The following is a 20,085-nucleotide window of genomic DNA, read 5'->3' as shown; positions in this document are numbered from 1 at the left end:
ACTGGCCGTGCTGCAGAGGGGTAGTGGCTGTCGCATGACTCGAGGGGTCAATTTTCGGTTGCCGGAAAGGGGTCAGTTTTCAGGTGCCGTTGACACGGCCGATCAGCGGCCGGGCTGGCAGTCAACGGCCGCTGGTGATCTGCCCGCTGGAGATTTACTCAGCGCGGAGCGAAACCGGGACCGCACGCCATCACCGCGATCGGGCAGGTCGACGTGCGCCTACGTGCCGCGGGATCAGGGAGATGTATCAACTTCCCGGCAATGCCGAAAGACAGTTGACGAGCCTCACGACCGGGATACCCAGCGGAATCAGGATGACCGTCACGCACAGCAGCGCACCGACGAGCCAGAGCACGGCCGCAAGGACCCCCGTACTACTCACCCAGGCCCCGTAGCAGTTCCATGTTGACCTCCTGTCCATTTCTGCGCGCCTGCGCTCTGGGGTGCACCTGGCTGTGGAGCAATTCTGCACACCGGAGCGCCGCATCCCAGGGACGGAAACCCCTGGGGCGGAAGCGAGAGCGTGACCTCGATGAGGCGGACACAAGCGTGTACGCAAGGCCGACGTGTGCTTCGAGCGTCTGAAGTGTCTGGTGATGGCAGCAGCACTGATTGCCCGATCATCTGGTCCGCAGCCAAAGCATGGCCTCCGGCCCGCCCGCGCCGCGATTCACCGGACACGGATGACCAAAGAAGCGGTAACTCTTCTGCGGCGACGCACTTTCCGAGGAAGTCAGCGTTGCAGCCAACCCAGCGAGGAAGATATCGATGCCGCGTTCGAGTTCGGCGGAGCCGTCGTACGAGGGCCAGTGACGACGCCAACCCGCGCAGGAGCGGGAATTCTCCGATCGGCAGCCGATGTAGCCCCAGGCGCAGTAGGTCGTCGGATTCTCCGGGCTGCTCGACAAGTTTTTGCTTTTCGTCACCGACCCGCACAAACCTTGAGTGATACCCCCCAGGTCACGAAAATGCGCCCGGCGTGCGCATTTTACCCCAATTTTTTGAGTGTGTTCATGCAGGCGACGTGCATCCACCGATCCTGTGCAGGACTTACAGGAAAACAAGGCTCCACCTGGAATTATGATAGAGAAGGCCGTACGATACTCCCGTATTTCCCGAGAGGCCGCGCGGGAATGTCGGTGAGATCGCGGGAGCTGAGGAAGTTCAGTTCAGTGGGTAGAGCATCTCGGCGGTCGCGGCGTAGGCGATGTCGAAGTCGACGGCCAGCACGGCTTCGACCCGCCCGACCACCGCGCGTGGTTCCCAGCTCTGCCCGGTGCGGCTGCGCCACGCGGTACCGGCGGTGTCGATGCCCCACAACGAGCCGTCCTGCGCGGCGGAGAGCAACGCCAAGGACGGGGCGCCGGGTACCACGGTGAAGGTGAGCCCGGAGTCGGTGCTGTGTTGCAGCCCGGCGGTGGTAGTCGCCCACACCCCGCCGTCGGTGACAGCGAGCGCGGCCGCGGCCATCGGAGCGCCTGGGGTCCAGCTGGTTCCGCCGTCGGTGGAGGTCAGCAATCCGGTGGTGCCGTCGAAGCCGACCAGCAACATGCCGTCGGTGGCCAGGGCGTGAAAATCCACCTCGCCGGTCAAGGATTTCGGGGTCCAGGTGCGGCCGCCATCGAGGCTGTCGATCAGCCCCAGCGGGTTCGGCGCCGAACTCGACGGCCCCGGATGCCCGGACGCGAACAGACGGTCAGTGCCCGGCACCCCGGTCAGACCCATGAAGTCGTCGTCGGAGTCCCCAACGCGGGTGGTGCGCCCGTTCGACGCGATCTCGACGAGGCCAGTATGGGTGCCGGCCAGCACCACACCGCCGGAATCGAGGTGCAGACCGTGCAGATGATCGAGTGCCGGTTCCAACGCGGTGCCGGACACTTCCGATACTGAGGCTGGTGAGTCCGAATCCGCTGGGGCGGTGGTTTGTTCATCGGTAGCACAGCCGGCGAGGACAGCCACCGCAGCAACAGGAGCCAGGACACGCGCCCACCGGCGCAGGGGAAGAATCGACATGAGAGAAAGGAACTCGTTTCGGATCGATGGGGTGCCGGCTCAGGAGCGAGCCAGGCGGGTGGGGTCGAGGTCGAGGCGGCGCAGCAACTGGGCGTTGAGTGCCACGACGATGGTCGAGACCGACATCAAGATCGCGGCGACCGCCGGGGAGATCGCAACCCCCGCGAAGGCCAGCACACCGGCGGCCAGCGGCACAGCGATGACGTTATAGCCGGTCGCCCACACCAGGTTCTGCCCCATCTTCCGATAGCTGGCATGGGAAAGTTCGATGATCGACAACACCGCCCGCGGATCGTTCGCCGCCAGCACCACCCCGGCGGATTCGATGGCCACATCGGTGCCGGCACCAATCGCCACACCCACATCGGCGCGGGCGAGCGCCGGTGCGTCGTTGACGCCGTCGCCGACCATCGCAACCTTGTGACCGCGATCCTGCAATTCGGTGACCTTGGCGTCCTTGTGTTCGGGCAGTACCTCGGCAAAGACCTCGTCTATACCGAGATCTGCGGCCACCGCCTCGGCGACCTGCCGCGCGTCACCGGTGATCATCGCGACCTTCACCCCGCGAGCATGCAACGCGTCGATCGCCTGGCGCGATTCCTCGCGCACTGAGTCTTCGAGCGCGACCGCGCCGAGGACCCGCTCACTGTCGGCGACGTGCAACACCGACGCCCCGCGCGCCACCCACTGCTGAGTCACGGCGGTGACGTCGGCCGGTACCGACAACGACAGGTTGCTGAGCATGGCCGGGCCACCGACGGTCACCTCGGTGCCGTCGACGAGCGCGCGCACCCCACGGCCGGGCAGCGACCGGAAATCGGTGGCGATGACCTGCTCGGCCGCCGGGACCCGAGACTCGGCGGCGGCCACGATCGCCCGGGCAACCGGGTGCTCACTGTCGGATTCGACCGCCGCGGCCAGCGCCAGCAGCTGCTTCTCGCCGATGTCGGCGGTAGAGGTGACGCCAGTGACCTGATGCCGGCCTTCGGTCAATGTGCCGGTCTTGTCGAAGAGGACCACGTCGACGGTGCGCATGCGTTCGAGGGCGAGCCGGTCCTTGACGAGCACCCCGGCGCGGGCGGCGCGTTCGGTGGAGATCGCGATGACCAGTGGGATCGCCAAGCCGAGGGCGTGGGGGCAGGCGATGACCAGGACGGTGACGGTGCGGACCACGGCCTCGTCGATGTTGCCGAACAGCGACCAGACCGCGAAGGTGAGGATGCCGGCGATGGTGGCGAAGTAGAACAGGAATGCGGCGGCCTTGTCCGCCAGCGCTTGGGCGCGGGACGAGGAGGCTTGGGCGTCGGCGACCATCCGCTGGATCCCGGCCAGGGCAGTATTTACGCCGACTGCGGTGACCTGCACCCGCAGGGCACTGTCGGTGGCAACGGTGCCGGCGACGACGGTGTCACCCATCTGCCGGGTGACGGTCTTGGATTCGCCGGTGATCATCGATTCGTCGACCTCGGCGCGGCCGTCGGTGACGGTGCCGTCGGCGGGTACCCGGGCTCCGGCGCGCACCAGCACCAGATCCCCGAGCGCAAGCTCCGACAAGGGAACGTCGACGGTACCGGTGTCGGTGATTTTGTCCGCGGTGTCCGGCAGCATCGCCGCGAGCGCGTCGAGGGCGCCGGAGGCGGAGCCGAGGGCGCGCATTTCGAGCCAGTGCCCGAGCAGCATGATCACGATCAGCAGGGCCAGTTCCCACCAGAAGTCCAGGTTGAAGCCGCCGAGACCGAGGGTGGTGACCCAGGACGCGAGGAACGCGACGGTGATCGCCATGGCGATCAGCAGCATCATCCCGGGGCGGCGCGAGCGGAGTTCGGCCCAGCCGCCGGTGAGGAACGGCATGCCGCCGTAGACGAAGATCGCTGTGCCCAGGATCGGGGGGATCCACATGGTGCCGGGGAAGTCCGGCATGGTGTAGCCGAGCAGGTCGGCGACCATGTGGCTGAAGAACACCACCGGTATCGACAGCACCAGCGACACCCAGAACCGGCGGCGGAACATTTCCCCGTGTGCCCCGTGCCCGGCGTGCCGATCGTGGCCGCCATGTGCGTCGTGTTCAGCGGGGGTGTCGTGGCCGACGTAGGCGAGGTGCTCGTCGTGCGCATCGTGCTGCTGAGGTGGCGGGCTCTGGACGTCGGCGCCGGGATAGTGTCCGGCGGGCGGCGGGTCCGGGTGGGGGTGTCCGTGCTCCGGATGCGACATCGAAAGCCTCCTGGGTGGCGAGCCGAGAGGAAACCGGGCGGGGCCTGCCGGTTACAGGGTGGTCAGCAGCTCACGCATGGTCTCGATCTCCTGCTGTTGAGTGTCGACGATGGTGCGGGCCATCTCGACGGCGTCGGGGAACTGTCCGTCCTCGATCTCGGTCTGCGCCATGTCGACTGCGCCTTCGTGGTGGGCGATCATCTGGGTCAGGAACAGTCGGGCGGCCTCGGTGCCCTGTGCATCGGACAGGGCCTGCATGTCCTCCGCGCTCATCATCCCTTCCATCTCCATGCCCTCCATGTCGTTCATGCCCTCGTCCATTCCGGGCATGTCGTGGTCCGTCTCGGTCATCGCGGTGGGCTCGCCCCACTGCGCGAGCCAGGACTCGAGCTGTGCGATCTCCGGGCCCTGGGCGGCCTTGATCTGCTCGGCCAGGGCGGTCACGTCCGCGGGAACATCCTGCTTGGCCAGGAGCATGTCGCTCATCTCGATGGCCTGACTGTGGTGCGGGAGCATCATCTGCGCGAACATCACGTCGGCGTCGTTGTGCGCCGCGGCCTCGTCGGTGGTGGTGGTGGCCGAGGTCGTGGTGGGTGAGGTCGCGACGGTGGTGTCGGTGTCGGTCCCGGTGTCGCTGCATGCAGCGGCGGCGAACACCACCGCGAGTGCGGTGGCGCCGGCGGCGAGAATCTTCTTGTGGTTCATGGGATGTGTTCCTTTCTCGAACGGTCACAGACCGCCGTGACACCGAAGCCCGGGCACGGCCGGTCGGCGTGCTGGGCTCAGGCCAGGTAGGACACGGTGGTCATCATCCCGGCTTCCTGGTGATACGCGTTGTGGCAGTGCAACGCCCACTGGCCAGGGTTGTCGGTGTCGAATTCGATCTCGACGGTGCGCATCGGCCCGATCGTGACGGTGTCCTTCCGCAGCCCGGTGTCGGTGAGCGCGAAGGTATGTCCGTGCAAGTGCATCGGATGGAACATGTCCGACATGTTCCGCATCCGCAACCGCACCCGCTGCCCTTCGGTCACGTTCAGCGGCGGAATATTGGGGTGGGCACGGCCATTGAGCGTCCACCGGTACGGCGACATGGTCCCGCCCATATCCACACTGTGATACACATCGTGCTCTTGCTCGGCCAGGCGCACATAGTCGCGGGGCGCGAGGTCGGTGCCGAGCAGCACCCGCCGCTCCAGCTCGCCGGGGCGGGTCTGGGCAGGCAGCTCACCGGAAGCGGTGCGCACCAGGGCCTGTCCGTGTCCGGTCTTGCCTTCCGCCTGCGCAAACAGCGGGAATACGCCGTCGTCGAGGGTGACGAGCACATCGAAGCGCTCGCCCATGCCGATCAGCAGGGCGTCGGTGTCCTGCGGCACGACGGGGAAGCCGTCGGTGTGGGTGATCGTCATCCGGTGCCCGCCCAGGGCGACGCGGAAGGCGGTGTCGGCGCCGGCGTTGATGAACCGGATCCTCGCCCGCTGCCCGGGGGTTGCGGTGAACACGATCGGGTCCTCCGGGACGCGGCCGCCGACCAGAAAGTGTGGGTAGCTGACGTCCCCGGCGCCGCCGAGCAGCGGGGACAGCATGGTTTCACTCATGTCCACACCGTCCATGTCCATGTCCATGGCGCCGTGGTCCATCCCTCCCATCCCGCCCATCCCGGCATCGCCACTCTCACTCGGGGTGGCGCCGATGCCCAGGTCGCGGGCCACCTCGTCGGGGGTGCGGCCGGTGCCGTCGAGCCAGTCGTCGAGTACCACGATCCATTCGTGGTCGTATTTGCCGGGCTCGTTCGGGTCGTCGATGACCAGAGCCCCGTACAGGCCGCGGTCGAGCTGGAGCCCGGAATGCGAATGATAGAAGTAGGTGCCCGGATCCGGGACCGTGAACTCGTAGGCGAACCGCGCCCCGGCAGCGATGGGATCCTGGGTCAGCCCGGGCACCCCGTCCATGTCGTTGCTCAACGCCAGCCCGTGCCAGTGCACGCTCGTCTCGGCCGGAAGTTGGTTGTCGACCTCCACCCGCAGCAGATCCCCGGCACGGGCCCGGATCAGTGGCCCGGGCAGACTCTGGTCGTAGCCCCAGGTCGAGACGATACGCCCGCCGAGGTCCACCTCGACCGGGCGCGGCGTCAACCGGGCCGTGACCACCTGCTGGCCGCCCGGGCTGCGGCGCGCTTGCTCGGCACGGCGTACCGCAGTCGACGAGGGCTGCACGGGGGCACCGGTCGGCGAGCCCGAGCCGGAACAGGCCGCCAGGACTCCGGCGCCGGCAAGGACTGATCCGAGAAGGAAGGATCGGCGGGTCAGCTCAGCCATGGATATGCCCCTGCCGGTGATCGGTCGCGGTGGTGTCGTCGGGGTGCATCAGCACCTGCCGGCGGGCCATGAATTCGTCGAAGTCGATGTCGCCGCGGGCGAAGCGTGCTTCGAGCAGCTGCAGCGGATCGGCCTCCGCGGTGGTGCGACCAGGCCCGTGGGCGCGGTCGGTGCGGAACATCATGGCCACCAGGTAGATCACCACCGCCCAGAACGCGACCATGCACACGGCCATGACGATCCATCCGGTCCAGGTCAGCTCACCTGCCCAGCCCATCATGGTCGCCTCCTTTCCCAAGTTCGTGTCTCCAGCCTGGCGCGTGTACCCCCCGATTCCTGTGGAGGTCGTATGAAGATTTGCTCAAGAAGCCCCACCGAGGCGTCGACACCAGGAATGGCTGGCGAAGATGGACGACATGGACTCCTCCGCTCGCACCCCTACCGCGACCAGCGACCCGGCGGCGCCGCAGCGCCCACTGACCGGGTTGCGGGCGATGGTCGTCGAGGACGAGGCGCCGTTGGCGACCCTGATCGGCTCGTATCTCGAACGCGACGGGTTCGAGACCGCGATCACCGGTGACGGCGCCGACGCCGTCACCCTTGCCCGGCAGGTCGACCCCGATGTCGTGGTCCTCGATCTGGGCCTGCCCCATCTGGACGGGGTCGAGGTGTGCCGGCAACTGCGCACCTTCTCCGACGCGTATGTCGTGATGCTCACCGCCCGCACCGAGGAGATCGACACCCTCATCGGGCTGTCCGTCGGCGCGGACGATTACATGAGCAAACCGTTCAGCCCCCGGGAGTTGATGGCCCGCATCCAGGCCATGCTGCGCCGTCCCCGCACCGGTATCGCCGCACCGAGGCCGGCCGAAAGCGCCGCCGCGGATCTGGTCCACCGTGTCGGTGACCTGGCCCTCGATGTCGACGGCCGCGAGGTCACCGTCGCCGGGATGCCGGTGGCGTTGACCCGCACCGAATTCGACGTCCTTGCCGCCCTGGCACGCGATCCCGGCGTGGTGCTCACCCGGGCTCAGCTGATCGAGGCGGTGTGGGGGCCGAGCTGGACAGGGGATGAGCACCTCGTCGATGTGCACATCGGGCATCTGCGCCGCAAACTCTGCGACGACGCCACCCGCGGCCGTTACGTGCGCACCGTCCGCGGCGTCGGCTACCGGATGGGCACCGGAGCATGAACCCCCGAACCTCCGTGTCGGGGCCGTCGGAGCGGCGCGCGTTGACCGGGTCGAGCTTCGGCACCCGGCTGTTTCTCGCACTGACCGTGGTGGTGGTCGGCTGCGCCGTCAGCGCCTGGATCGTCGCCTCCGCACTCGCCCCCGGCATCTTCCACGACCACCTCGGCCAGGCCGGCATCGACCACAACTCCAGCCAGGCCGCCCACGTCGAAATGGCCTTCACCTGGGCGATCGTCCTCGCGTGGGGCATGGCGATTGCGATCGCGGTGCTACTGGCGCTGGCGGTGAGCTGGTATCTCACCCGCCGTGTCCAACGCTCGCTGACGGCGGTGACCACCTCGGCTGCCCGGATCGCGAGCGGCCGCTACGACACCCGCGTGCACAGCCCCGGGCTGGGCCGTGAATTCGACGAACTCGCAGTCACGGTCAATGAGCTCGCCCGCCGTCTCGAGGCCACCGAAAGCACCCGGCGCCGGATGCTGTCCGATCTCGGCCACGAGATGCGCACTCCAATCGCCACCCTCGACTCCTATCTCGAAGCCCTCGACGACGGCGTCCGCACCTTCGACGACGACACCCGCCAGGTGTTGCGCGGCGCCACCCACCGGCTGGGTCGTCTCGCCCAGGACATCACCGCGGTCTCACGCGCCGAAGAACATCTCACCCGCATCCGACCGGTGCCGACGACCACCGGTGCGCTGGTCACAGCCGCGGTCGATGCGGTGCGCGAACGCTACGAGAGCAAAGGCGTCGTGTTGCACAGCCGGATCGACGACTCCATGGTTGTAGCGGCAGATCCCGACCGTCTCGATCAGGTGTTGGGCAACCTGCTCGACAACGCCCTACGCCATACCCCGGCCGGCGGCACCGTCACCGTTGCCAGCAGTCGAGCGAACTACGATCGGGTGGAGATCACGGTGGCCGATACCGGTGAGGGCATCGCCTCTGATCACCTCGATCATCTCTTCGACCGCTTCTACCGGGCCGATACCGCCCGCGACCGCAGCCACGGCGGCACCGGGATCGGACTGACCATCACCCGAACCCTGGTCGAGGCGCACCACGGCCGCGTCCGGGTCCACAGCGACGGGCCCGGCCGCGGAGCTCGCTTCACCCTCGAACTGCCGATCATCAAGCTCTGATCTGCTGGGGCATCACACGATTCCACGCCCCGACATGCGCCACAGGACGAACCGGAGAGGTCTTTCCCCTACGTGTAAGGAAAGCAGGCCGCAGGACTCGTTCACCTCGAATCGGCGGCATTCGTATCAACTCGAGTACCTCCGCGGCGTACCCGGCCTACTACCGCAACCGCGGCGGTCCCGATCAGGGCTTCGGTGAAGCTCAATCCCGGTGCTCCGGCTAGCGAGGCCAGCGGCAGCAACGGTCCGTCGGTCTGTCCGAAAGCGAGACGGCCCACGGAAGGCCACCGAACAGCACGCGCGCACGCACCGCCTCGGTGACCACCCAGGCCCCCGGCGATACCGGTTCCGGTGCGGTGCGGCATACCCGCACGGCCGCGAACTCGGCGACAAACAGCGTCAGCGCCAGCAGATACACGGCGAAAGTGGTTTCGAGCTCAGATCGGAGTAGCGGGCGAGGGTCCCGTCGATCCACATGCGCTAATGGTATTTATGGGGAAGCCGCCGACGTGTCGGGTAGCAGGCGTTGGCACAGGTCGGTGAACTCCGATCCCCACCCCGCTTGGTCGGTGCGGGCCAGTCCCCCGAGCTCGACGGCGGTGGCTTCGCCGACGGGGCTCAGCCGCACCCCGATCCGGCAGCGTTTGATCACCAGCGAGGCCAGCAGTCCACCCATCATGGTGATGGCGAAGACCAGCACCCAGTTCTGGGCGGGATCGTGGGCGACCTGTGGATAAGCAAATTCCTCGGCGCCGTCGAACCTCACCGTCGTGCGAAGATGACCGCGAACGGGCGATGAGTATCACACCGCCGACGATCTGAATGTGTCGCGAATGCCGCCGTAGCCATCCGATACCGCGCAACGCCGACGCCGACCCGAATGCCACGGCCACGAACGGCAGGCCCAGCCCCAGGCACTACGCGACGATCAGCAGCACTCCGCGGGCTGCGGTGGCGCCTTCGGTGCGGCAGCCCCGGACAGCGTCGGGCCGAGGCACGGCGTCCATCCAAGAGCGAACACCACGGTGCACCCCGCGACGAACAGACCGGCGGCGACGGTGACCCGCCCCCGCGGTACGCATCCGATGGTCATGGGCAGGTTGGTGCGTTCTTCAGTCGTCAGCACCGGGGCATCGGCGCCGGAGATTCCGACCAGATACGACAGGTAGCCCGCGCCAAAGGCACCACGCACCGGGGAGGCGAACGAGATCAACCCCACCAACACGCACTCGCCCACCACCAACGGCAAGGGCCCGGACGCGGCCGGGTCCTGAAAGCCGGCACCGATTCCTTGAGCGAGGACGATCATGGTTCGACCGCCACCGGTTCGGCCGCTACTCGTTCGATGACCGGTTGCAGGTCCTCGTCAACAGCGCTCGTAGGAATACCGCAGCCACCCGATGGCCACCCGATGCTGCCGACCGAGCACGGGATGACACTGGTGGGAAATTGTCGCCGAGGGCGGTCAGGGCGCGCATCGGCGGGTCGTAGATCGACGGGTAGGTGACCTGGTTGTCGATGACAAAGTCCTGCGCCTGGTCACGCTGAATCGTCCCGGGTTTGGTGCGCACCTTCTTTCTTGGGAAGGTGAACCTTATGCCGAATGTCTATCCAGCCGAGGTACGGGAGAAAGCCGTGCGCCTGGTCCTCGAACACCGCGGTGACTACGCCTCGGAATACGAGGCGATCCGCACAATCGCCGAACGGATGTCACTGAAGACCGAGACCGTCCGGGTGTGGGTCCGCAAGGCCGAAGCGGCGGGCGGTGGCACCCCGGCTGCGTCGACGTCCGAGGCGGAGATCGAACTGCGGGCATTGCGCCGGAAGAACGCCGAGCTCGAGAAGACCATCGAAATACTCAAGGCCGCAACGTCTTTCTTCGCGTCAATGCCATCCTGAACAGGCCCGGCGGGACTCGCTCGTTTCTTTGCTGCCCCAACCTCGATTGGTGGCTTATCCCGATGTGCGGCCCGCCGGGCCCTGGATGGTCGTCCGCGTGGCTTGATAGAAGCGTGCCGCTGATGCCCGATTGAGGCGTGCCCAACGACGACTGTCCGGGCGTCCCGTTCACCCACGGATCGGAGTCGTCAGTTGATCATCATCGGAGTCGATGCTCACAAATCCACCCACACCTTCGTCGCAGTCGACGAGGTCGGACGCAAACTCGGACAGCTGACCGTCAAGGCGACCACCGACGGTCACCTGTCCGCGATCGAGTGGGCCTCCCAGTGGCCGCAGCTGCAGTTCGCGCTCGAAGACTGCCGCCACGTCACCCGACGTCTGGAAGCGGATCTGCTGCGCCGCGGACACTCGGTGGTCCGGGTGAAGACCCAACTGATGGCGGTGCACCGACGCAGCGCCCGCGAACCGGGCAAGTCCGATCCGATCGACGCACACGCGGTCGCGATGGCCGCGCTACGGGAGCCGAACCTGCCGATCGCACGACTGGACGGCCCCGCTCGCGAAGTCAAACTTCTGAGCGATCACCGGCACGATTTGGTATGCGAGAGAACCAAACTCATAAGCAGACTGCGCTGGCACCTACACGAACTCGACCCCGAACTACACATCCCGCTCCGCGGTATCCGACGGTACCGTGTGATGGACGAGCTTGCCGACCGGCTTGCACAGTTCACCGGTGTGGTCGCCCAGATCGCTGGTGAACTCCTGGATCGGTGTCGGCAGATGACCCGTCAGATCAACGACCTCGAACACCAGATCCGCGACCGTGTCCGCGCCTTGGCACCGTCGTTGCTCGACATCCCCGGCTGCGGAGTTCTCTCCGCAGCGGTCATCATCGGCGAGACTGCCGGCGCGCACCGGTTCCACTCCAAGGACGCCTACGCGAAGTTCAACGGCACCGCCCCGATCCCGGTCTGGTCGGCCCAAGAGCGGGTGCGTCTGAACCGGGGTGGCAACCGCACCGTCAACGCGGCCCTGCACGCCATCGCCATCACCCAAGTCGCTCGCGGTGGCCCGGGTAAGGACTATGTCGCCAAGCTACAGGCAGCCGGAAAGACTCGGCGGGAGGCGGTGCGGTTGCTCCGCCGCCGTATCTCCGACCGAGTATTCCAGGTCTTGCGTGCCGACGAAGACGAACTCGGAAAGGTCGCAAACGCATCGATTTTGGCGGCGGCTTGACATAGAAGCATCCGGGAGTGGTGCGCCACGAGGCGTTGGGTGGATCGAGAGGTGGTGAGAGACCATCTCCCTCGGGTCGTCGCAGCGGCCTGAGTGAAGCTGGGGGCAGCCCGAGCCGGGGAACGCCGGTGAAGGCGGCAAGCGGCCCCGACAAAGGCGAGACGTGCCGGAACTGCCAGACGGTGCGGGCTCGCCAAGCAAGGTCAGAAGGTGCAGCGTGAGCGAACCAGTGGTCGAAGCTCCGTAACCGCGAAGCCGGCTCCAACCTGGTGGATTTGGGCCGGTATGCAGCGCACGGAACCCGCCTGTGGGAGGGGTCCGACTCCGAAGCCGTCTAGCTCTGACGGTGGGGAGGCCACGCCGAAGGTCTGCGGCGTAGACGTGGCGATGCTGCCGGAGTAGAGCTGGGCGCCTCCCTGACCGATCGATCACCTGATGAACGTGGGAACCACCTTGTGTGTGCGTGCATCTCGTCCGGGCAGCCGGTCCGGGCGAGGCGAGAAGGCTCGTGTCCGGTCGAGCAGCACCAGGTGGGGCGGAGGCCCCGTAGTAGTCGCGGGAGTCACGACCCGTCGCGGAGGCCGCGAGAGGCGGCCACAGGGCGAAGGGGGCCAGCAAGTCGAGCAGTGGAACTACTGGAAGGCCAGGAGGGAAAGTCGCCGGTGAATACCGACGAACTCGAGCACGCCCTGTATCGGGCGCAGCGACGGGTACTGAAGATCCAGACGAAGCTGCATCGTTGGGCTCGCGATGATCCTCATCGCAGGTTCGACGACCTGTTCAATCTCGTTGCCGATCCCGCGTTCTTGATGGTGGCGTGGGATCGGGTGAGCGGGAACAAGGGTGCCGGAACGGCCGGGGTGGACGGGCGCACCGCCCGATCCGTCGCGGCGTTCGAGGGTGTCGAGGAGTTTCTCGACGGGCTGCGGGCGAGCATCAAGGACCGCAGCTTCCGCCCGGTGCCGGTGCGTGAGCGGATGATCCCGAAGACCGGCGGCAAGTTGCGCCGGTTGGGGATTCCGACCGTGACCGACCGGGTGGTCCAGGCATCGTTGAAACTGGTGTTGGAACTGATCTTCGAGGCGGAGTTCCTGCCGTGTTCCTACGGTTTCCGTCCGAAGCGCCGGGCTCACGACGCGGTGGCCGAGGTGCGTTACCTCGCAACGAGACCACGCTGCTACGAGTGGATCGTCGAGGGCGACATCAAGGCCTGTTTCGACGAGATCGACCACACCGCCCTGATGGGGCGGGTGCGTCGACGGATCGCAGACAACCGTGTCCTGGCCCTGGTGAAGGCGTTCCTGAAGGCGGGCATCCTCACCGAGGACGCCCGCCTTCAGGACACCACCGCCGGAACCCCGCAGGGTGGGGTCCTCTCGCCGCTGCTGGCGAACGTGGCGCTGTCGGTGCTGGACGAGTACATCGCCCAGGGACCCGGCGGGCCGAATGCGAGCAAGGTGGAGCGGGCCAAGCGGCGACGTCACGGGCTGCCGAACTATCGGCTGGTCCGGTACGCGGACGACTGGTGCCTGATGGTCAAGGGCACCAAGGCCGATGCCGAGGCCCTCCAAGAGGAGATCGCCGCCGTACTGGCGACGATGGGGTTGCATCTGTCACCTGACAAGACCCTGATCACCCACATCGACGAGGGGCTGGACTTCCTCGGGTGGCGCATCCAGCGACACCGCAAACGCGGAACCAGCAGGCACTACGTCTACGTCTATCCGTCGAAGAAGGCCGTCCTGGCAGTCAAACGGAAGATCAAGATGTTGTGCCGACAGGTCGAAACGAATCAGCCGCTCGATGACCTGCTGCGCCGCATGAACGCGACGCTGCGGGGATGGTGCGGCTACTTCCGGGCCGGGGTGTCCTCCGCGGTCTTCTCCTACCTGAGTCACTATGTCTGGCAGACGGTATGGCGTTGGCTGCGGCGCAAACACCGAAAATCGACTTGGAAGCAACTCCGCCACCGCTACTGCGGCGGCGGCTGGTGGCCTGCCGGTGAAGAACGGGAGTTGATCGACCTTCAGAAGATCGGCACGACCCGATACCGCTACCGCGGTTCGGTCATCCCGACTCCGTGGCCGGACACCGACGAGGAATCTACCGCGGCCTGAGCGAGGCTTGTGGAGAGCCCGGTGCATTGAAAGGTGCACGCCGGGTTCGGGAAGCGGTCCGGGAAAACGGAACAGCCACACAGGCTGTCACCGCGTCCCGGGCCGACTTTCACCGACCCGCCACGCAAGTGATCTGCCGGTTCATCGCCGAACACCGCGAGGAATTCGGGGTCGCACCGATCTGCCGGGTGCTCACCGAGCACGGCGCCGCGATCGCCCCGAGAACCTTCTACGCCTGGCTGGCGCGCCCGTTGTCGAAACGGGCGTTGTGGGACGCCACCATCACCGCGGTGCTCGCCTCCTACTACGTCGAGCGGGACGAGCACGGCAGACGCAAACCGGAGTCGCTGTACGGCTCGCTGAAGATGTGGGCCCACCTGCAACGTCAGGGCATCGAGGTGGCCCGCTGCACCGTGGAGCGGCTCATGCGCGTGAACGGGTGGCGCGGCACCACCCGGACGAAGAGGGTCCGCACCACCATCGCGGAGCCGTCGGCGCCGCGGCCACCGGACCTGGTCGACCGGAACTTCCGGGTCGACCGGCCCGATGCGCTCTATGTCGCCGACTTCACGTATGTGCGGATGGTGCCCTGCTTCGCGTACACGGCGTTCGTGATCGACGCGTTCGCCGGCACGATCGTCGGTTGGGAGGTGTCGACGTCGAAGGAAACAGCGTTCGTAGAGCGGGCGGTGAATCAGGCCTGCATGCTGCGGGCGATGCAAGGTAATCCTTTGCGCGAGAGGACTATTCACCACTCGGATGCCGGCTCTCAATATACGGCTCTTCGATTCGGGGAAACCCTGTTCCTGCAAGGGCTTCGGCCGTCGATCGGGTCGGTAGGTGACGCCTACGATAATGCCCTGGCGGAGACGACGATCGGGTTGTATAAGGCCGAGTGCATCGCCGACGATTCCCCGTTCCGCAAGGGGCCGTTGCGCACTGTCGGTGACGTCGAGGAGGCCACCTCGGCGTGGGTGCATTGGTACAACACCGGCCGGCTCATGCATCGTCTCGGGCGGATCCCACCGGCCGAGTACGAAGCCAAGTACTACGCTGAACACCGTGCCGATCAACCGGTCGCACACAAATGACAGTGTGTGCATGAGACCCGGGATGGTTCAGACCGAAATGCTCGGCCAGGTAACCGGCGAACAACGAAGTCACGGCGACGGCACCGTAACCGGCAGCCTCGTTGAGGCCCATGGCCAGGCCGCGCCGCGACGGGCCGACCAGATCGATCTTCATCACGACCGTCGTGGACCAGGTCAGTCCCTGATTGATACCCAGCAGCACGTTGGCGGCCACCACCCACCACCAGTCGGGGGCGAGAACGAGCATCAGGGGCACTGGTAGGGCGAACAACCATCCCGCCAGCAGTACGGGTTTGCGTCCGTAGCGGTCGGAGAAGGTCCCGGCGAAGTAGTTGGCGATCGCCTTGGTGATACCGAAGGCCGCTACATAGGTGAAGATGAATGTGTAACCGCTCAAACCGAATTCGCCCTCAGCCAGCAACGGAAGTACAGTCTGCTGCTGACCGACCATGCCTCCGACCAGAGCATTGACGGCCACGAGGAGTGCGAACTGGGCGGCGTTGGCACGTAGGCCCAGCACCGGAGGCCGGGGCGTGTCCCTGGTGCTCACGACCCGGCCTCCACGGCCTGGGCTCACGATCCCGTCTCCGGGCCGGAGATCACCGCTTCGACCGCTACTATGAGTCGACGGATGGACATCGCGTGTGCGGCGATGGTCAGCGCCGGAACAGCGAACGCAAGGTGCGGCGTTCGGCGGTGGCCGGGGCGGTGGCCTGGCCGCAGGTACAGCGATCGGCGGCGGGCACGGAACGCATGACCGCGTCGACATGCTGTCCGCATCCACCCCATCCGGTTCTTCCGCAGTTCGAGCAGGTGACGGGGTAACACATGAGAGTTCTCCTCGATGAGAGTTGGATCCTGCACCAGTACAGGGGTCAGGAGCGGGAGGCCGCGCGTTGTTCGGCAATCCGGTTGTGGATCTCGGCCATGTCGAGGGCCTCGATCCAGGTGACCAGGTCCTCGAGAGCAGGTGCCGGCAACGCGCCGGGCTGTGAGTAGACGAGCACGCCTTCTCGGAAGGCCATGATCGTCGGAATCGAGCGGATGTTCGCCATGGCGGCGAGTTGCTGCTCGGTTTCGGTGTCGACCTTGGCATGCACGATCTCGGGGTGCGTCTGTGACGACTTCTCGAAGACCGGAGCGAAGGCACGGCACGGGCCGCACCACGGTGCCCAGAAGTCGACGAGCACGATGCCGTTGCCGTTGCCGTTGCCGTTGCCGTTGCCGTTGCCGTTGCCGTTGCCGTTGCCGTTGCCGACGATGGTTGATTCGAAGTCCGCCATCGTGAGGTTCTTCGTTGTCATGGGTTCCGTTCCTTCTTCGACGCCGGAATAATCAGGCGGGTACGTGGGATTCGGCCCACGCGTTGTAGCCGCCCAGCAGATCTGTAACGTTCTCGAAACCCTGAGCACGCAGCAGCGACGCCGCCACGCTCGAACGCCATCCACCCGCGCAGTGCACCACGATCGGCTTACCGGAAGGAACCTGGTCGAGTCGAGTACGCAACTGCGCCAACGGGATCGGAACCGCACCCGGAATGGTTCCGGATTCGAGTTCACCGGGATTGCGGATATCGACGAGGGTGACCGCATCGGCAGCAAGCAACCGGTCGAGCTCGTCGACCGTCGTCCGGGGTGCAGTCTCGATCAGATCGGCCAGTTCCGCGGGAAATACCCCATCGTGGTCGACATTCAGATAGCCTACGGCACCGTCGGATCCGATACGGGCCAGACGCATCGCGGCGTCCTGCTCCTCACCGCGATAGGTGATCAGCACGATCTTCTCACCGACCTCGGCGACCATGCCACCGGTCTCCGCGAAACGCCCGTCGAACCCGACGTTGACCGAACCACGCAGATGCCCGGCGGCGAAATCATCGACGCTGCGCGCATCGAGAACACGCGTGCCGACGACGAGTTCGGCCCTCACCTGCTCCGGGGTCAACTCCGGAATCATATGGTCCTGCATCAGGAGCGGATGGATCCGCTTGTTCATCGCTGCATCGACCGAGAAGTACGCCGGGGCAGCCGGCTGACCTTCGGTCACCAGGGCAACGAAGTCGTCCTCACTCATCGGCTGCACGGACGGGTTGGTGGCGCGCTGCTCCCCGATGGTGGAGGTGAGTTCGGTCGACAGGTTCTTCCCGCAGGACGAACCGGCACCGTGGGCGGGCATGACGACGACCTCGTCGGGCAGCGTCAGCAGCTTCGCGTGCACGGTGTGGAACATCGCCCGCGCCAGATCACTGGTCGAGCCGTCCCCGAGGTTGACCAGGTCCGGGCGGCCGACATCGCCGATGAACAGCGAGTCGCCGGTGAGCACCGCTGCCGGGACGGCCTCGGAATGCTCGCGCACCAGCACCGAGATCGACTCCCAGGTATGTCCCGGCGTCGACAGGATCTCGAGTTCGACCTCACCGAGCGACAGCTTCTCCCCGTCGTGCAGGCGGCGGATGGGGTAGTCGGTCTCGGCAGCTTCGCCGAATCCGATCCAGGCGCCGGTGGCGTCGACCAGTTCGAGGTGGCCGGAGACGAAGTCGGCGTGGAAGTGGGTGTTGATGACGCCTTCGATGGTCAGTCCGTATTTTCTTGCGTCGTCGAGGTATTCGGTGATATCGCGACGGGGGTCGACGACGATCGCCCGGCCCGTGCTCTCGTCGCCGATGAGGTAGGACGCGTGGGAGAGGCACTCGATGTAGTACTGCTCGAGAATCATGGATTCCTCCGTAAAGGTCGTTTCGGTCTCGATGTAGACAAGGATGGCATATACCCCCTAGGGTATGTCAAGTACCCCCCTGGGTATCAACATCCGCATCGAAACTCGTCGTACCGTGCCGGTTGCACATACCCCTAGGGGTATGATTACGATAGTCGAGTAATACCCCCGGGGGCACCGTTGACAAACATCCCTCTCCAATTTCCCCGACCGAAAGGCCACCCATGACCGAGCCCGCTGCCAGTACTGTCGATTCGCACTCGTTGCGCGAGACGCTCGACTCCGGCAAGAACGTACGGATCGTCGACGTCCGGACTCCGGGCGAGTTCGAGTCGGTGCACATCCCCGGCGCCTACAACGTCCCCCTCGACCTGCTGCGCGAGCATCGCGACGAGTTCTGCGCCCATCTCGACGAGAACGTCGTGCTGGTGTGCCGCTCCGGCCAGCGTGCCGGCCAAGCCGAACAGACTCTGCGCGAAGCAGGCTTGTTCAACCTTCACATCCTCGAGGGCGGCATGCTCGGCTGGGAATCGGCCGGGCTTCCCGTCAACCGCGGTGCCGATCGCTGGGATCTCGAACGCCAGGTCCGGCTCGTCGCCGGTTCGCTCGTACTGGGTTCGGTGCTCGGCAGCATCGCCGTACCGAAGCTCAAGTGGCTCGCTGCCGGAATCGGCGGCGGATTGACCTTCGCGGCACTGTCGGATACCTGCGCGATGGGCATGCTGCTGTCCAAGCTGCCCTACAACCGCGGGGCAACGCGCGATCTCCAGAACGTTGTCACCCAGTTGGCCGGGGGCCCGTCCTGCCCGGCCGAAAGGAAAATGGCATGGTCGCGCTGACCGTATCTCTCGCGGTCCTGGTCGGTGTCACTCTCGGGTTGCTCGGCGGCGGAGGCTCGATTCTCACCGTCCCCCTTCTGGCATACGTCGCAGGGATGGATGCCAAGGAAGCGATCGCCACGTCCCTGCTGGTCGTGGGTGTCACCAGCGCGGTCGGTGCGATCTCCCACGCGCGCGCCGGCCGCGTCCAGTGGCGTACCGGAATCCTGTTCGGGCTGGCCGGCATGGTCGGCGCGTACGGTGGCGGTCTGCTCTCGCGCTTCATCCCGGGCACCGTCCTGTTGCTCGCGTTCGCCGTGATGATGATCGCCACCGCGATCGCGATGCTGCGCGGCCGTAAGAACAAGGCTGTGGCCGAGGACGGCAACAAGGTCATGCCCGTGGGAAAGATCCTGCTCGACGGCGTGATCGTCGGCCTGGTCACCGGCCTGGTCGGCGCCGGCGGCGGCTTCCTCGTCGTGCCCGCCCTGGCGCTGCTGGGCGGGCTGCCGATGCCGGTCGCCGTCGGCACGTCGCTGATCGTGATCGCCATGAAGTCCTTCGCCGGGCTCGGCGGATACCTGTCCACCGTGCAGATCGATTGGCGTCTGGCAGCGATGGTCACCGGCGCCGCCGTGGTGGGCAGTCTGATCGGTGGCCGCCTGACCTCGCTGGTCGATCCGGACACCCTGCGCAAGAGCTTCGGGTGGTTCGTGCTGGTCATGTCCTCTGTCATCCTCGCGCAGGAGATCCACCCCGGTGTCGGGATCGCTGCGGCAGCACTCATCATGGTCGCCGCGGGCGTCACCTATGTCTGCAGCCGCAGAGAGCACTGCCCTCTGCAGCGGCTCGGGGGAGGCTCTCGCGCCTCCGTCGCGGCAGGCTGAGCCGACGAGCGACAACCCCCGCCTATCCTTCTGGTCCTTTGAGACAGACCTGAATCGAGGAGGTCACCATGCACGAAGTCGACATCGCCGCGCTTATCCGGGCCTGGGAGTCCGGAGCTCCGGTGCTGGACGTCCGCGAAGACTACGAGTACATCGAGGGCCATGTCTCCGGTGCCCGGTCCATCCCGCTTCCGGAACTGAGTGCCCGCGTGGGCGAGGTCCAGCCGGGAGACACCGTCTATGTGATCTGCGCGGCCGGCAATCGCAGCAAGCGCGGGGCCGAGATCCTCGAAGCCGCCGGACGCTCTGCGGTGTCCGTGGCAGGCGGAACCCGGGCATGGATCTCCGCGGGTCGGGAGGTCCGCCGTGGGCCACTCCCTGAGAACGGCGGCCGAACTCCCCGCTCTACGGTCTGTGCACCGTCGTCGACGACGGTGCACAG

General features: G+C 66.3%; 16 protein-coding genes and 7 pseudogenes. 9 read left to right on the top strand and 14 right to left on the bottom strand.

The features are described from left to right. Window positions 1–247: 247 nt before the first annotated feature. From ACFWB0_RS24030 to ACFWB0_RS24000, 7 genes and pseudogenes are all read right to left on the bottom strand, one after another. Entirely contained in the window at window positions 248–382 is a 135-nt protein-coding gene (locus tag ACFWB0_RS24030) for a hypothetical protein (protein ID WP_378492903.1), read from the bottom strand. Between the two features lie 238 nt (window positions 383–620). Continuing rightward, window positions 621–924 (bottom strand): annotated as a pseudogene (locus tag ACFWB0_RS24025) (hypothetical protein); the annotation flags it as partial. A gap of 240 nt (window positions 925–1,164) precedes the next feature. Beyond that, window positions 1,165–2,013 carry a F510_1955 family glycosylhydrolase gene (locus ACFWB0_RS24020; protein WP_378492902.1) on the bottom strand — a complete coding sequence of 283 codons (849 nt, stop codon included), beginning with the start codon at window positions 2,011–2,013 and terminating at the stop codon, window positions 1,165–1,167. Window positions 2,014–2,052: 39 nt separating this feature from the next. Continuing rightward, complete coding sequence (locus tag ACFWB0_RS24015) at window positions 2,053–4,224, bottom strand: copper-translocating P-type ATPase (protein ID WP_378492901.1); 2,172 nt, start codon at window positions 4,222–4,224, stop codon at window positions 2,053–2,055. 51 nt (window positions 4,225–4,275) lie between these two features. Then, complete coding sequence (locus ACFWB0_RS24010) at window positions 4,276–4,929, bottom strand: DUF305 domain-containing protein (protein WP_378492900.1); 654 nt, start codon at window positions 4,927–4,929, stop codon at window positions 4,276–4,278. A 77-nt stretch (window positions 4,930–5,006) separates the two neighbouring features. Continuing rightward, the gene (locus ACFWB0_RS24005) at window positions 5,007–6,539 is read right to left on the bottom strand and encodes a multicopper oxidase domain-containing protein (RefSeq protein ID WP_378492899.1); all 1,533 of its coding nucleotides are present in this window, start codon (window positions 6,537–6,539) and stop codon (window positions 5,007–5,009) included. Continuing rightward, the gene (locus ACFWB0_RS24000) at window positions 6,532–6,819 is read right to left on the bottom strand and encodes an SHOCT domain-containing protein (RefSeq protein ID WP_378492898.1); all 288 of its coding nucleotides are present in this window, start codon (window positions 6,817–6,819) and stop codon (window positions 6,532–6,534) included. Before ACFWB0_RS24000 ends, ACFWB0_RS24005 begins: the two co-directional genes overlap by 8 nt. 136 nt (window positions 6,820–6,955) lie before the next feature. Between ACFWB0_RS24000 and ACFWB0_RS23995 the strand changes: the two genes are divergently transcribed. After that, complete coding sequence (locus tag ACFWB0_RS23995) at window positions 6,956–7,732, top strand: winged helix-turn-helix domain-containing protein (RefSeq protein WP_378492897.1); 777 nt, start codon at window positions 6,956–6,958, stop codon at window positions 7,730–7,732. Beyond that, entirely contained in the window at window positions 7,729–8,874 is a 1,146-nt protein-coding gene (locus ACFWB0_RS23990; RefSeq protein ID WP_378492896.1) for a sensor histidine kinase, read from the top strand. Before ACFWB0_RS23995 ends, ACFWB0_RS23990 begins: the two co-directional genes overlap by 4 nt. 490 nt (window positions 8,875–9,364) lie before the next feature. Here ACFWB0_RS23990 and ACFWB0_RS23985 read toward each other — a convergent pair. The 3 pseudogenes from ACFWB0_RS23985 to ACFWB0_RS23975 form a co-directional block, all read right to left on the bottom strand. After that, window positions 9,365–9,646 (bottom strand): annotated as a pseudogene (locus ACFWB0_RS23985) (cytochrome c biogenesis protein ResB); the annotation flags it as partial. A 19-nt stretch (window positions 9,647–9,665) separates the two neighbouring features. After that, window positions 9,666–10,183 (bottom strand): annotated as a pseudogene (locus ACFWB0_RS23980) (cytochrome c biogenesis CcdA family protein); the annotation flags it as partial. Further along, window positions 10,180–10,421 (bottom strand): annotated as a pseudogene (locus ACFWB0_RS23975) (TlpA family protein disulfide reductase); the annotation flags it as partial. The pseudogenes ACFWB0_RS23980 and ACFWB0_RS23975, both read right to left, overlap by 4 nt. Window positions 10,422–10,470: 49 nt before the next feature. Between ACFWB0_RS23975 and ACFWB0_RS23970 the strand changes: the two are divergent. The 4 genes and pseudogenes from ACFWB0_RS23970 to ACFWB0_RS23955 form a co-directional block, all read left to right on the top strand. Continuing rightward, the gene (locus tag ACFWB0_RS23970; protein ID WP_378492895.1) at window positions 10,471–10,773 is read left to right on the top strand and encodes a transposase; all 303 of its coding nucleotides are present in this window, start codon (window positions 10,471–10,473) and stop codon (window positions 10,771–10,773) included. Window positions 10,774–10,965: 192 nt separating this feature from the next. Next, window positions 10,966–12,015: an IS110 family transposase gene (locus ACFWB0_RS23965; RefSeq protein ID WP_378492894.1), complete on the top strand. Its 1,050-nt coding sequence runs from the start codon at window positions 10,966–10,968 to the stop codon at window positions 12,013–12,015. A 662-nt stretch (window positions 12,016–12,677) separates the two neighbouring features. Continuing rightward, window positions 12,678–14,132, top strand: coding sequence for a group II intron reverse transcriptase/maturase (gene ltrA / locus ACFWB0_RS23960; RefSeq protein WP_378492893.1), 1,455 nt, complete (start codon window positions 12,678–12,680; stop codon window positions 14,130–14,132). Continuing rightward, window positions 14,102–15,223: pseudogene (locus ACFWB0_RS23955) on the top strand (IS3 family transposase); the annotation flags it as partial. The gene ltrA and the pseudogene ACFWB0_RS23955, both read left to right, overlap by 31 nt. Window positions 15,224–15,251: 28 nt before the next feature. On the opposite strand, the pseudogene ACFWB0_RS23950 reads toward ACFWB0_RS23955, so the two are convergent. The 4 genes and pseudogenes from ACFWB0_RS23950 to ACFWB0_RS23935 form a co-directional block, all read right to left on the bottom strand. After that, window positions 15,252–15,773: pseudogene (locus ACFWB0_RS23950) on the bottom strand (MFS transporter); the annotation flags it as partial. 23 nt (window positions 15,774–15,796) lie between these two features. Beyond that, entirely contained in the window at window positions 15,797–16,087 is a 291-nt protein-coding gene (locus tag ACFWB0_RS23945) for a hypothetical protein (protein ID WP_378492904.1), read from the bottom strand. Between the two features lie 11 nt (window positions 16,088–16,098). Next, complete coding sequence (locus ACFWB0_RS23940) at window positions 16,099–16,527, bottom strand: thioredoxin family protein (RefSeq protein WP_378492892.1); 429 nt, start codon at window positions 16,525–16,527, stop codon at window positions 16,099–16,101. Window positions 16,528–16,558: 31 nt separating this feature from the next. Next, window positions 16,559–17,938: a rhodanese-like domain-containing protein gene (locus ACFWB0_RS23935; protein WP_378492891.1), complete on the bottom strand. Its 1,380-nt coding sequence runs from the start codon at window positions 17,936–17,938 to the stop codon at window positions 16,559–16,561. Window positions 17,939–18,162: 224 nt separating this feature from the next. Between ACFWB0_RS23935 and ACFWB0_RS23930 the strand changes: the two genes are divergently transcribed. The 3 genes and pseudogenes from ACFWB0_RS23930 to ACFWB0_RS23920 form a co-directional block, all read left to right on the top strand. Continuing rightward, the gene (locus tag ACFWB0_RS23930) at window positions 18,163–18,777 is read left to right on the top strand and encodes a rhodanese-like domain-containing protein (RefSeq protein WP_378492890.1); all 615 of its coding nucleotides are present in this window, start codon (window positions 18,163–18,165) and stop codon (window positions 18,775–18,777) included. Continuing rightward, entirely contained in the window at window positions 18,765–19,643 is an 879-nt protein-coding gene (locus tag ACFWB0_RS23925) for a sulfite exporter TauE/SafE family protein (RefSeq protein WP_378492889.1), read from the top strand. Before ACFWB0_RS23930 ends, ACFWB0_RS23925 begins: the two co-directional genes overlap by 13 nt. A 68-nt stretch (window positions 19,644–19,711) precedes the next feature. After that, window positions 19,712–20,017, top strand: a pseudogene (locus ACFWB0_RS23920) (rhodanese-like domain-containing protein); the annotation flags it as partial. Between the last annotated feature and the right edge of the window lie 68 nt (window positions 20,018–20,085).

The sequence above is a fragment of the Rhodococcus sp. NPDC060086 genome, from assembly GCF_042730275.1.
Classification (GTDB): Bacteria; Actinomycetota; Actinomycetes; order Mycobacteriales; family Mycobacteriaceae; genus Rhodococcus.
The sequence above is the reverse complement of the archived record's forward strand: the minus strand, read 5'-3'. Positions and strand labels throughout refer to the sequence as shown.